The sequence below is a fragment of the Pseudomonas sp. P42 genome (genome assembly GCF_017973755.1).
Lineage (GTDB): Bacteria > Pseudomonadota > Gammaproteobacteria > Pseudomonadales > Pseudomonadaceae > Aquipseudomonas > Aquipseudomonas iridis.
This window is the reverse complement of record NZ_JACOPU010000005.1, coordinates 151,596-164,018: the sequence shown is the minus strand read 5'-3', so window position 1 is coordinate 164,018 and position 12,423 is coordinate 151,596. Positions and strand designations below refer to the sequence as shown.

Genomic DNA, 12,423 nt, shown 5'->3' with positions numbered 1-12,423 from the left:
CAATCTGCCAGAGCGTTACCCTGCGACTCACTTTGAAGACGAATCCGCGCACCAGAAACACACTGAAAAATTGTGGGATGCACAATAAAAGGGCGAATCGGGAACGTTCGGCCGGATAGCGCTTCCAACACCCCGCCAAAGCTGGCAACATCGCGCCTTTTTTTACGCGACACCCACGCGATTGCACGTTCAAACACCCGTTCGGTTGTTGATGGGGCGACAGTCTGCTGTGCTGATGCGACAACCCGCCACATGCCACCCGTTTACCGCTCGTAGCGCTGTTGGCTGCCATTGAAACGCTATGCTAGCTTGGCCGCCTCGCCAGGAAGGCCATCCAACAGCAGGAGCGCAACATATATGAGGAACGCACATGGCTGAGGCCACGCCCGCGCTTGAAATCCGCAACTTGCACAAACGCTACGGACAGCTTGAGGTGCTCAAAGGCATCTCGCTGACCGCCCGCGACGGCGATGTGATCTCGATCCTGGGTTCCTCCGGTTCCGGCAAGTCCACGTTCCTGCGTTGCATCAATCTGTTGGAAAACCCGCACCAGGGCCAGATCCTGGTGGCCGGTGAAGAACTCAAGCTCAAGGCTGCCAAGAATGGCGAACTGGTTGCCGCCGACGGCAAACAGATCAACCGCCTGCGCTCCGAGATTGGTTTTGTGTTTCAAAACTTTAATCTGTGGCCGCACATGAGCGTGCTCGACAACATCATCGAAGCCCCGCGCCGCGTGCTCGGCCAGAGCAAGGCCGAAGCCATCGAAGTCGCCGAAGCACTGCTGGCCAAGGTCGGCATCGCCGACAAGCGCCACGCCTACCCGGCGCAACTGTCCGGTGGTCAGCAACAACGCGCGGCCATCGCGCGCACGCTGGCGATGCAACCGAAGGTGATCCTGTTCGACGAGCCCACCTCCGCCCTTGACCCGGAAATGGTTCAGGAAGTACTTAGTGTCATCCGCGCATTGGCCGAAGAAGGCCGCACCATGCTGCTCGTGACCCACGAAATGGGCTTCGCCCGTCAGGTCTCCAGCGAAGTGGTGTTCCTTCACCAAGGCTTGATAGAAGAGCAAGGATCGCCACAGCAGGTGTTCGAAAACCCGCTTTCGGCGCGCTGCAAACAATTCATGTCCAGCAACCGCTAACGGAGCAACATGCATGCAGAACTATAAAAAGGTCTTCCTGGCTGCGGCCGTCTCGCTGGCGTTCAGCGCCGGTGCCATGGCCGAAACCCTGAAGATGGGCATCGAAGCGGCTTACCCGCCGTTCAACAATAAAGACGCCAGTGGCAACGTGGTCGGCTTCGACAAAGACATCGGCGACGCCCTGTGCGCCAAGATGAAAGTCGAGTGCTCCGTAGTCACTTCCGATTGGGACGGCATCATCCCGTCGCTGAACGCGAAGAAATTCGACTTCCTGATCTCGTCTTTGTCGATCACCGAAGAGCGCAAAGGCGCGGTGGACTTCACCGACCCGTACTACTCGAACAAGCTGCAGTTCATCGCACCGAAAAACGTCGACTTCAAAACCGACAAGGACTCGCTCAAAGGCAAGACCATCGGTACGCAGCGTGCCACGCTGGCCGGCACCTGGCTGGAAGATACCTACGCTGATGACATCAAGGTCAGCCTCTATGACACCCAGGAAAACGCCTACCTTGACCTGACCTCCGGTCGCGTCGACGCCATCCTCGCCGACAAGTACGCCAACTATGACTGGCTGAAAAGCGACGCCGGCAAGAACTACGAGTTCAAAGGCGACCCGGTCGTGGAAAGCGACAAGATCGGCATTGCTGTGCGCAAGGGCGATCCACTGCGCGAGAAGCTGAACGCTGCACTGAAGGAAATCGTCGCTGACGGTACCTACAAGAAGATCAACGACAAGTACTTCCCGTTCAGCATCTACTGATCCTGACCTGCGGAGCTGACGTCGTGATTCAACGGCGCCGGCTCCCGACCTTGCCTGCCGCGATTTGAAAAGAAATCCATGATTATCGACCTTTACGGATTCGGCCCGGCGCTCGCCGCTGGCGCGCTGATGACCGTCAAACTGGCTCTCTCGGCCCTGTGCCTGGGTTTGGTGCTCGGTCTGCTCGGCGCCTTGGCCAAGACTTCCCCGTACAAGCCGCTGCAATGGCTTGGCGGCTTTTATTCAACCCTGGTGCGCGGCGTCCCGGAATTGCTCTGGGTACTGTTGATCTACTTCGGTACGGTCAACCTGATGCGCGCGCTCGGCGAGTTTTTCGGCAATCCCGATCTCGCACTTAGCGCCTTCGCCGCCGGCGTCATCGCGCTCGGTTTGTGCTTCGGCGCCTACGCCACGGAAGTGTTTCGTGGCGCAATCCTCGCCATTCCCAAAGGTCACCGTGAGGCCGGCGTGGCCCTGGGCCTGTCGAAATGGCGGATCTTCACCAAGCTGATCATGCCGCAGATGTGGCGCATCGCCCTCCCGGGCCTGGGCAACCTGTTCATGATCCTGATGAAAGACACCGCGCTGGTGTCGGTGATCGGCCTGGAAGAAATCATGCGTCATGCACAGATCGGCGTGACCATGTCTAAACAGCCGTTCACGTTCTATATGGTTGCTGCGCTGATGTATCTCGGCCTGACGGTGGTGGCGATGACCGGCATGTACTTCCTGGAAAAACGCGCCGCCCGCGGCTTTGCGAGGAGCGCTCAATGAACTGGGAAGTCATCATCAAGTGGCTGCCGAAACTGGCGCAGGGCGCGACCCTGACCCTGGAACTGGTGGCAATCGCCGTGATTGCCGGCCTGTTGCTGGCGATCCCGCTGGGCATCGCCCGCTCTTCGAAGCTCTGGTACGTGCGTGCTTTGCCCTACGCCTACATCTTCTTTTTCCGCGGCACACCGTTGCTGGTTCAGTTGTTCCTCGTCTATTACGGCCTGGCGCAGTTCGACGCTGTGCGTAACAGCCCGATGTGGCCGTACCTGCGCGATCCGTTCTGGTGCGCAACGGTAACCATGACCCTGCACACTGCGGCGTACATCGCCGAGATTCTGCGCGGCGCGATTCAGGCGATCCCACCGGGCGAGATCGAAGCGGCGCGTGCACTGGGCATGTCCAAGCCCAAAGCGATGTTCTACATCATCCTGCCGCGTGCAGCGCGCATCGGCCTGCCGGCCTACAGCAACGAAGTGATATTGATGCTCAAGGCCAGCGCCCTGGCCAGCACCGTCACCCTGCTGGAACTGACCGGCATGGCCCGCACGATCATTGCCCGCACCTATCTGCCGGTGGAAATCTTCTTCGCCGCTGGCGTGTTCTATCTGGTGATGGCTTACGTGCTGGTGCGCGGCTTCAAGCTGCTGGAGCGCTGGCTGCGCGTCGATGCCTGCCAAGGGCGCTGAAACTTCCCACGTGCTGACGGGCGAGGACTTACTCGCCCGCTTCACGGCACTGGATACTTTTCTGACAGCGCATCAGGCGTTGTGGAAACCTCGACCGTTCACTCATCTGCAGCTTCCCTGGGAAGCGTCCTACCCGGAGCTGGCCTCATGGCTACGAGGGCGGTCGCTGCAAGATGCGGAAAATGCGCACAACAACCCTGCCAATCTTGCCGATGCGCCGGAGCCGTTCGCTTCATTGGCGGCGTTGTCGGCTGAACTGAGTGCGGTCGGAGAGTTGCCCGGGCATGCGCTGGAAGCTGCAAGCCAGCGCTTGAATGTGGATGTACCGGGGCGTAAATGGCAGCAGATCGAGGCGTTCGGCAGTCGACTATCCTTCGCATCGCAACCGACGCATTGGCTGGACTGGTGCTCCGGGAAGGGACACTTGGGGCGGCGTCTGCTGAGCACCGGGCAACAACTGACGTGCGTTGAGTACGATCCGGCGCTGGTTGCCAGTGGTCAGGCGCTGAGCCAGCGCCATCAATTAAACGCGCGGCATGTTGAACAGGATGTTCTGGCGGCAGATGCTTCAGCCGTATTGAACGCACGTCACACGCCGGTTGCCCTCCACGCCTGCGGCGATCTGCATGTGCGCCTGATGCAATTGGCCAGCGCCGCCGGTTGCCGACAAATGGCAATCGCCCCGTGCTGCTACAACCGGATCAATCGCACGGAATATCAGGCGTTATCCCTGGCCGCCTCGGGATCGCTCCTACGGCTCTCGCTAGAAGATCTGGCGCTGCCGATGAGCGAAACCGTCACCGCCGGAGCCAGAGTACGACGCCAACGCGACACCTCCATGGCAAGACGCCTTGCCTTTGACTTGCTGCAACGGCAACTGAGCGGCATCGACCAGTACCTGCCAACCCCTTCGCTACCCAGCGCCTGGCTGGAAAAAACCTTAGCGAATTACTGCCGCGATCTGGCAGCGCTCAAAGAGTTATCCACAATCGGCTCGCAGGATTGGCCAGCGCTGGAGGCGGCCGGTTGGCAGCGGTTAGCCGAAGTTCGCAACCTGGAATTACTTCGCGGATTATTCCGGCGACCACTCGAACTTTGGCTAAATCTGGATCGAGCACTTTTCCTCGCCGAACAGGGATACGTCGTGCGCCTTGGCACCTTCTGCGATGCGCCACTCACACCGCGCAATTTCCTCCTGCTCGCCGAGCGTGCTTAAAACACTCCAGCCTGTGGATAACTCTGTTGATGAAATTCTTGTGGATCCAATATACACGGCTGTTTCGAAGCTTTAACACTACTGGTCATTTTTTGTTCACATGAATAAAAAACCAGTAAAACAGGTATTTGCGAACAAAATGAGAACGCGTCCACAAATACTCTTACTTGAGCGCGGGCACGCCGATCAGTTGTGCATAAGCTTCCATTCAAAACGGCATAAATCACCTAATACGAGGCAGATCTGACAGAAAAAGTCGCCGCCTCAGGCGAGCAATACAAACCTTGAAAGTGCCTGTTTTCAAGGGTGAAACCCCAGAGATTTCGCCTTCGTTGAGCTAGATCCTGCACCGGCGTAAAAATAGTCTGAATTCAGGGGTTTACAGATTTAACCCAATCGCTATAATCGTCGCCCACACGCCGGTATAGCTCAGTTGGTAGAGCAACTGACTTGTAATCAGTAGGTCCCGGGTTCGACTCCTGGTGCCGGCACCATACAAAACGAAGCCCCTGCAGAAATGCAGGGGCTTTGTTGTTTCTGGCGTGTTTATATTTTTGGCGCACCGTCTTCAGTAAAAATAGATCCTCACCTGTGGACTCTTCAGTCTCTCGCGATCCAAACCCTCACGCTTATGCCTCGCAATATTCGCAAGAATTGAGCAAGGCGCTAATCGATGATGTGTTGAAAGTATGGACGCACCGCCAGGTAAGCCGTTGATGTAAATCAACCTCGTGAAGCCCTCGTTGATACGAGGGCTTTTTGCGTTTCAGACCTGACTGATCTCAAACACAAACGAAATCCTGCGCTGGCTCGCACTCCAAACATATCTCAGATGTTTGCCCTGCTTGGGAATCGAAACTGCCGGCGGCCGGAACGCGGCGACGCATTCGTGCCCGGCCAAACGAACGCTGTTGTAAAGCAAACCCCAGGATTGGGCCTCACGTAGCTGCCGGGCAAATGCCTGAGAAGGACCGTAGGCATCGGGATCAGGATTGTGCAGGTTCGGATAGTCGTGGCGAATGTCGTGCAGCGGTTTGACGACTCGGTTGACGTAGGTGCGCATGGTCAATTCGAGGTCTGCTTCGTTGGTGGCTGCGAGAAAGCGTTCCTGGTGATAACAGGTTTCGGCGATAGCCGCGGCCTGGCTGCTGGCGGCGTAGTAAACGCCGAAGGTGCCGTCGGTAAAGCGGCTGCTTTTGCCGATGTGCGTGAACGCAGCCATCACCGGGGTCGATCCGGGGCCTGAGAGCCGGTCTTCCGGGCGCACCCGATCAAGGACTCCCGCCTGAGCGATCAGACGATCATTGGTTAGCGCTTCGAGGGCGTAGGCAATTTCCAGGTCTTCGGGGTCGAGCACGTCTTCGAACAGCGCAATTGGCGGGAAGCTGCTGTTAACGATCCGGTAGGCACGCGGCCAATGCGGATCAGCCAGCGCTGGCGCGCTCAACCGCGCACTCCGTCGAGATAGCGTCGTACATCGGCGATATCGACCACGCGTCCGGCCAACATATAGTCCAGAGCGGTTTTCCCATTAAACGGCGCGGCAGTGTTCGGGCTGCTGACCCACGTATAAGCGCGCTCGCGGCTGTTGCTGAAGATGATGCTCAACGCCTTGTGAATGCCCATCAGGTAGGAGATGCGCTCAAGGGTGTCGTGGGGTAGGCGAACGTTTGGCGGCAGGTGTTTGTACTTGTAGAACGTGGTGTTGCCGACACCGCCGAGCAATGTGCGTTGCTGCTCGGCGTTGCAGCCCCAGCGCTCCATGAGGTTGAAGAAAAACTTCAGCGCGACGCGGCCTGCTTCGGGGGCGTCGAGTTGTTCGCGCGGGTTGAGGGCTGGGGTTGAGGTGGGCATGACCCCTCCATTGATAGCTGACATGACTTCAAGACTAGTACAGATACGGATTTTTGCTCTCATTTAATCCGTACACGTATTTTTTCACTCCTCTATCAAGAATGTTAAAAACGCCGCGAATTTTTATTTCCAGTGAGTATTTTTTGACCCCAATCACCCCCGAGTCATCAAAAACCCCGATCCTGTGTCAGCCTCCAGCCATCGGCGGGGACATCAATTCGCTACTAAACCCGCGACAACTATGCTCAGGTGCAGGAATATAGCCGGCATATGACGCCGGACCGGTCGTCTCGTAAACAACAATACCCAGCCCACTTCAGAGGGCATTACCCATGGATAGCAGAACCTTACGCAACCTCATGCGCATCGTGCAGACCGGCTCGTTGTCGGCCGCAGCCGAGCATTCGTGCCTGACCGTGCAGGCATTGGCCGCGCAGTTGAACAAGGTCGAAGAACAGTTCGGTTTCCGCTTGTTTCGTCGCTCCAACAAAGGGCTGACGCTGACGCCGCAAGGCACCGAGCTGACGCCTTATATGGACAGAGTGCTGATTGCCACGCGACAGATGGAAGAAAAAGTCGAGGCGCTCAAAGTGCCGGGGCAACGCACGTTGAAGGTTGCGTTGAACAACACGTTGTCGCCTGACTTCAATCGGCGAATGATCGGACGCCTGATTGAGGTGTTTCCCGATTATCAGATGGAATTCAGCTACGCCGAGTCGATGGAAAACCTCAGCAAGCTGAAAAATGAAGACTTTGACCTCGCGGTGCTGATCGGCCCGCAGCGTCCGGGTTTGCCAAGCATTGTCCTGCCGGATGTGCAGGTGCAGGTGGTCGGCGCGCATTGTGGGCAGGAGAACGATCCACTGACGTTGCTGGGCAACAAGTTTCAGGTGCGTCCTGCGGAGGATTGTCCGTATTCCCACAGCTTCCTGCGTTTTCTCGACGCTGGGCTGGGCAATCATGAGAACAGTCAACGCATGGTCTATTCCTGCAGCGAGACCCTTACGCTATCGCTGATCACGCAGATGGATGCAGTTGGCATGGTCTCGCGCGAGGCCGCGCAGAAGAACGGCCTGACGATCTTCCCCGGTTTCGAGGATTTCCTTGAGGTGCGGCTGGCGATCAACAACCCGGACCTGTCGAACCAGGCGTTGAGCGACGTGGTCGATCTGCCGTTACATGAACGAGCCGAGCGCAATGTACGCAGCCGTCCCAACCGCCACACTGAGAAAGAGGTTTTTGCTGAAATACGCACATAACAACGTCGGAATCGCAGCATAGAACTCCGGGCGGTCGAGCTGTATGTGCTGATCCTTGATCAACAAGGGAGTCAGGCTGATCGCAGCCACGATCGCCACTGGCAGGTATTCCAGCGCGCGCGCGATAAACGGCGGCCAGTGATCGGTGTTGATCTGCAAGGGCAATGCCCGTGGCAGGAAGGTCACGGCCATCATCAGCGCGACCACCAGAATCAGGAACGTTTGGTCAGGCATACACCCACTCCGCAGCCCACAAACGTGGCGATAAACACATTAAACGGCGAGCTGCCGACCAGGCTCAGTGCGCCCATGCAAACCACAGCCGCCGCGGCGGCGATGAGTTTGTTGCGGGTGTTGCACAGCGAAACCAGCACGTAGAGCATCATCGCCGTCAGTGCGTAGTCGAGCTGATATTTGATCAAGTGCGCCGCGTACTGGGCACAGACCGCGCCGAGCAGGCCACCGAGCACCCACGAGGTGTGGCAGAACAGGTTGAAGCCAATCAGATAACGCACGTTGACCGGCGCGCCGGTGCCGAGTTTTACGCTGTGGAAAGCAAAGGATTCGTCGGTCAGGCCACCGGCGTAGCACCATCGCTCCATGCGACTGAGCCCTAACGCACGCAGGGCTTTTGCCATGTACACCGACATCAACATGTGCCGCGCATTGATCAGGAATGTGGTCAGCACAATGGTGGTCAGCGAAGCACCGCTGGAGATCAGCGCCAACGCAGCAAATTGCGAAGCGCCGGCATACACGAACAAGCACATCGCCACGGGCAGCCAAATTGGCAGGCCCGCATTGACAGCCATCAAGCCGAATACGAACGCCACCGTGAAATACCCGGCGACCACCGGGCTGGCTTCGGCAAATGTACGCGACGGCTGATGGTTGACCATCAGCGGCGCACTGCCGGACGTTTCATTCATAGATCCCTCTCAAATGTCCGTTCGCCGTGAGGCTCGCAAAAACCCTGGGCAGCCCAAAAACGCTTGCCCGCGAGGTTAGCATCGTCGACGAACAGAAACATCCGCAACACGCCGACACGTTTCATGTCGGACGACGCCGCTTCAACCAAGCGTTGACCGACGCCCTGGCTGCGATAGAGCGGACTGACCGCCAGATGATTGATCGTGCCGCGACTGCCGAGCATCCCGCCCAGCACCGCTCCTACGATCTCGCCGGCCACGTCGAAGGCCAGAAAAGCCGTGGTGGTTTTCTGGATTAATACGCCGCGCAGGCACTTGGCGTCCTGCCATTCGCAGAAGGACACTTCGTCGAACTGGCGGAAGAAGCGCTCCATGCGCTGCGCATCCTTGGCCGTGGCGCGCCGCAGCAGCACCGGCGTCGAGCACTCGACGCCGTCGATTGGGGTGATCTGATTAGCGAACAATGTCGAAAGCGGTCCCGGGCCGCGAGAAGGAAATCGCCAGAATCTGCCGGTACGCCATGGCATGGGTGTGCGAGTTGCGCGCCGGGGTCACGTAGTGGCGCATGTCGCGGTCGAGGAAGTAGGTGGTATCAAGAATTTCCTGGTAAGTGGTCGACGCCAGTTGATGCTCGTGGATGTCGTACAAACGACTCTCTGCACCCTCGACATTGTTGCGGCCCCAGAAGTGCACGCCGCTGAACGGATAACCGTCGCAATGAATCCCTTCGGGGGTGATTTCCAGCTGTTTGCCGGGTTTGATCTCGATGCGAATTTGATGGATCTGGCACTGCCAGATTTCATCGTGCAGCTCTTCCGGCAACACGCTTTTGTACACCTCAAAGTCGGTGTCGATCAGGCTGCGCATCACCGGCGACGAAATCACCTCATCGGAAAAGTCCTGGAAGTGCCGGACCAGACCGCCGACATAGGCGTTATTTTCCTTGGACTGCACGTACGCGCGATGTTCGAGCTGCTTCAGTTCGCGAGTCTTGGGGTTGTACTCAAAATCGCTGTAACGACGGAAACGCATGCCGGCTTCGGCCTGACCGTAGTAACTGTCAGGTTCCATGTTTTCCCAACTTTTGGTCAGTCTGACGAAGTCGGCGAAATGACCGTAGAGATTGAAGTCACCACCCTGGACGTTGACGTATTTGTCGCGCCGTAGCGATTCGCCCACTTCTCTGTTCAAAACGATCATTACCAAATTCTCCGCTGCATTGAGCGGCCTAATCTATTAGGTGCAGAATTTGCGTCCATGAGAAAGAATTTCAGGCATTTAAAGCGTTGTTTGAAACGGGGTTTGAAGCGACTGAAAAACAACTTTTACATGACAAAAACACGGGTTTTTTCCGGTTTTTACTAAAAAACCGTCGAAAAAAAACCCCGAAACAGTCGGGGTTTTTTTCAAACTTTTTACACCTGATCGGTCATCAGAAGATGTTGATCGGGTAGTCCACGAATACACGCAGCTCGTTGCCGCTGACGTTGTACTCGCTGGATTTCTGCGAAACACGCAGGATCGAGCTGCGCAGTTTCACGCTCAGGTCTTTGGCCGGGCCACTTTGCACGACGTACTTGAACTGGTTGAAGATTTCGCGCTCGGTGCCGCCTTCGCTGGTGGACGTGGTGATGTTGTCGCCACGCACGTAAGCGAAGTTGTAGCTCAGACCCGGTACGCCGAATGCGCCGAAGTCCAGACCGTAACCCAGCTGCCAGCTGCGCTCGTCTTCAGCGTTGAAGTCGGACCAGTAGGAGTTGGCCAGGTAGATGGTGTTGCCACCGTCGCCGACACGATTCTGATCTTTCTGATAGCCGCCGTAGGCGTAGCCCAGGTTGCTGTCGCCGGTGGAGCGCTGGTGCGCCACGGTGAACGAGTGCGGGCCAGTGGCGAAAGTCGCTGCCAGGCTCCAGATCTTGTTGTCGTCGCCAGTTACACCGTTTTCGCGGACATAGGAGTTGTCCAGTTTGGTGCGATAGCCGTTGAAGTCCAGGGTCAGCGACTGATCCTTGTTGAACGGCAACACGTAGTTGGCGTTCACGTATTGTTTCTTCAATACGTCTTCAACGTCGGAAGCGTACAGCGCACCCTTGAAGTGCTCTGTGAACTGGTAGCTACCGCCTAAAACGTTGATCGACTTCAGACCACCGCTGTCACGGCCTTCATCGCTCTTGCGCGATTCGGCGGTGAAACGACCGGCGTTCAGTTCCAGGCCTTTGATCTCTCTGGAAGTGATCAAGGTACCGGTGTAGCTTTCCGGCAGCAGGCGGGAGTTGTCGTAGTTCAGCACCGGCAGGGCCGGCATCTGGTCGCCGTAGGTCAGTACGGTGTTGGAGAAGCGAAACTTGACCGCTGCACCGCCCTTCGCTATGTCATGGTTCGCGCGACCGTCATTTTCTTGCTTGAAGAAGTCGATACCACCGGCGCCGCTACGGCCTTTGCCGCCATCCAGACGCAGCGCGTACAGACCGAAAGCGTCCACGCCGACACCAATGGTGCCTTGAGTGAAACCGGACGAGAACGTACCGATGGCCGCTTGGCCCCATTCGGCTTTGTCGTCGTTACCGTCTTTGTAATCACGATTGATGTAGGCATTGCGCAGCAGTACTTTGAGGCTGCTGTCTTCTTGAAACCCCTTGGACTCGGCCTGGTCGTTAGCCATGGCCTGTGTAGCGCTCAACATCCCCAGAGCGATCAGGCTGATTCGCTTGTTCAACATTTTATTTTCCTTATTTCGGGTTGAAACGCGCTGTGTCGAACGGCTGAAACGGCGCTATTGCGCTCTTTTTTCACCCCGAAACAAAAAGGCCCGCCCACGACAAAGTCGTGGCGGGCCTTCTTATTATTTTTGAGTCATGGCGGTTGGCCACAGGCGTTGGGCCGAATCGTAGCCGCGCCCTTAACATTGTGTCAATTTCAAGAATCGTCTTTAAATAGGCGAAAATCGTCTAAGAAACGTAAATTTCCCGCTCACTCCTTGCACGGAAATGCGTTAAGCCAGTGAATCCCGCGCGTATCAAGCACAACCGTCAAGACCACAAAACGCGGAAGACTCGCCGGCATCATCGCTGCGAATCGCCTGACTTAACCAATCGGCAAAGGCCTGCGGCTTGCCCAGCCAAGGGCTGATATCGATAAGCGTGTAGTGGCCGTCATGTTCCAACGCGAGCGTCGGGAATCCCTGCCCGCCCAACTGAGCCAGCAGTGCGCGACTGGCTTTTATATGTTGCTCTGTATCAACGGATTTAAACGCGGGCTGAAAGATTTCCTCGGCGTAGCCCAAGTCGCTTGCGAGCTCCAGAAGGACAGATTCATCGGCAATCCGCCGCCCTTCCAAGTAGTGCGCAGCCTGCAAGCGCCCGAGCACCTCCAGACCACGGCCGTCGATTGCCTCTGCCGCCAAAACGGCAGCGATCGGTGGTGTCGAGTCAAAGACGGCCGTGTGATCGCGCAGCAAGCCGTCGAAATACGCTTCGCCAAAAGGCTGCCCGGTGTATTCGGCAATGCGCCGATCGTGGGGCATGACGTAATTGCGCAACTGCGGTGAAACGCTTTGGCGGTTGGCGCCGCTCATCATCCCGCCCGCATGAGAGCTCACCGGCAGCACGAGTTGCGCCGCTTCGACCAGCGGTTTGGCGCCATAGCACCAACCGCACAATGGGTCGTAAATGTAGTGAAGGATCATCAGAAAACTCCGGCATAAATGTGGGAAAGGTTCATGCCGGCAGACTAGTACTCAAGCCAATGCGGAAAAACGCCGGAATGGCTTTCAGACTGTTTCGTGAATCGGGCGAATTG

The 12,423-nt window shown here is 57.2% G+C and carries 15 protein-coding genes and 1 tRNA gene; 8 read left to right on the top strand and 8 right to left on the bottom strand.

Annotated elements, in window-relative coordinates; genetic code table 11:
* The first annotated feature begins 370 nt into the window (after positions 1–370).
* The 7 genes from H8B20_RS17560 (at position 371) to H8B20_RS28140 (ending at position 5,300) form a co-directional block, all read left to right on the top strand.
* On the top strand, positions 371–1,144 hold the full coding sequence (locus tag H8B20_RS17560) for an ABC transporter ATP-binding protein (RefSeq protein WP_042557182.1): 774 nt from the start codon (positions 371–373) through the stop codon (positions 1,142–1,144).
* A 13-nt stretch (positions 1,145–1,157) separates the two neighbouring features.
* Positions 1,158–1,907 carry an ABC transporter substrate-binding protein gene (locus tag H8B20_RS17555; RefSeq protein ID WP_210624029.1) on the top strand — a complete coding sequence of 250 codons (750 nt, stop codon included), beginning with the start codon at positions 1,158–1,160 and terminating at the stop codon, positions 1,905–1,907.
* Between the two features lie 78 nt (positions 1,908–1,985).
* Entirely contained in the window at positions 1,986–2,681 is a 696-nt protein-coding gene (locus H8B20_RS17550; RefSeq protein WP_210624028.1) for an ABC transporter permease, read from the top strand.
* Complete coding sequence (locus tag H8B20_RS17545; protein WP_047299330.1) at positions 2,678–3,367, top strand: ABC transporter permease; 690 nt, start codon at positions 2,678–2,680, stop codon at positions 3,365–3,367. Before H8B20_RS17550 ends, H8B20_RS17545 begins: the two co-directional genes overlap by 4 nt.
* On the top strand, positions 3,348–4,583 hold the full coding sequence (locus H8B20_RS17540) for a methyltransferase (protein WP_210624027.1): 1,236 nt from the start codon (positions 3,348–3,350) through the stop codon (positions 4,581–4,583). Before H8B20_RS17545 ends, H8B20_RS17540 begins: the two co-directional genes overlap by 20 nt.
* 418 nt (positions 4,584–5,001) lie before the next feature.
* Positions 5,002–5,077 (top strand) — tRNA-Thr (locus H8B20_RS17535).
* 97 nt (positions 5,078–5,174) lie between these two features.
* On the top strand, positions 5,175–5,300 hold the full coding sequence (locus H8B20_RS28140) for a DUF3077 domain-containing protein (protein ID WP_342345711.1): 126 nt from the start codon (positions 5,175–5,177) through the stop codon (positions 5,298–5,300).
* A gap of 49 nt (positions 5,301–5,349) precedes the next feature.
* Here the strand turns inward: H8B20_RS28140 and H8B20_RS17525 are convergent, their stop codons facing one another.
* Together H8B20_RS17525 and H8B20_RS17520 are read right to left on the bottom strand one after the other, a co-directional pair.
* Positions 5,350–6,030, bottom strand: coding sequence for an RES family NAD+ phosphorylase (locus H8B20_RS17525; protein ID WP_150593867.1), 681 nt, complete (start codon positions 6,028–6,030; stop codon positions 5,350–5,352).
* Positions 6,027–6,437: an MbcA/ParS/Xre antitoxin family protein gene (locus tag H8B20_RS17520; protein WP_210624026.1), complete on the bottom strand. Its 411-nt coding sequence runs from the start codon at positions 6,435–6,437 to the stop codon at positions 6,027–6,029. Before H8B20_RS17520 ends, H8B20_RS17525 begins: the two co-directional genes overlap by 4 nt.
* Positions 6,438–6,769: 332 nt before the next feature.
* On the opposite strand from H8B20_RS17520, the gene H8B20_RS17515 reads away from it, so the two are divergent.
* Complete coding sequence (locus H8B20_RS17515) at positions 6,770–7,696, top strand: LysR family transcriptional regulator (protein WP_210624025.1); 927 nt, start codon at positions 6,770–6,772, stop codon at positions 7,694–7,696.
* On the opposite strand, the gene H8B20_RS17510 is transcribed toward H8B20_RS17515, so the two are convergent.
* The 6 genes from H8B20_RS17510 to H8B20_RS17485 form a co-directional block, all read right to left on the bottom strand.
* Positions 7,613–7,930 (bottom strand): AzlD domain-containing protein, encoded by a 318-nt coding sequence (locus H8B20_RS17510; protein WP_047299318.1) that lies wholly within the window; start codon positions 7,928–7,930, stop codon positions 7,613–7,615. The genes H8B20_RS17515 and H8B20_RS17510 overlap by 84 nt on opposite strands.
* Positions 7,909–8,625: an AzlC family ABC transporter permease gene (locus H8B20_RS17505; protein WP_042557171.1), complete on the bottom strand. Its 717-nt coding sequence runs from the start codon at positions 8,623–8,625 to the stop codon at positions 7,909–7,911. The genes H8B20_RS17510 and H8B20_RS17505 overlap by 22 nt, the downstream gene beginning before the upstream one ends.
* Positions 8,622–8,999, bottom strand: coding sequence for a GNAT family N-acetyltransferase (locus tag H8B20_RS17500; RefSeq protein WP_150594162.1), 378 nt, complete (start codon positions 8,997–8,999; stop codon positions 8,622–8,624). Before H8B20_RS17500 ends, H8B20_RS17505 begins: the two co-directional genes overlap by 4 nt.
* A gap of 79 nt (positions 9,000–9,078) precedes the next feature.
* Positions 9,079–9,825 (bottom strand): 2OG-Fe dioxygenase family protein, encoded by a 747-nt coding sequence (locus tag H8B20_RS17495; RefSeq protein WP_042557169.1) that lies wholly within the window; start codon positions 9,823–9,825, stop codon positions 9,079–9,081.
* A gap of 232 nt (positions 9,826–10,057) precedes the next feature.
* Positions 10,058–11,344 (bottom strand): OprD family porin, encoded by a 1,287-nt coding sequence (locus tag H8B20_RS17490; protein WP_210624024.1) that lies wholly within the window; start codon positions 11,342–11,344, stop codon positions 10,058–10,060.
* Positions 11,345–11,641: 297 nt separating this feature from the next.
* Positions 11,642–12,310 (bottom strand): DsbA family protein, encoded by a 669-nt coding sequence (locus H8B20_RS17485; protein ID WP_210624023.1) that lies wholly within the window; start codon positions 12,308–12,310, stop codon positions 11,642–11,644.
* Between the last annotated feature and the right edge of the window lie 113 nt (positions 12,311–12,423).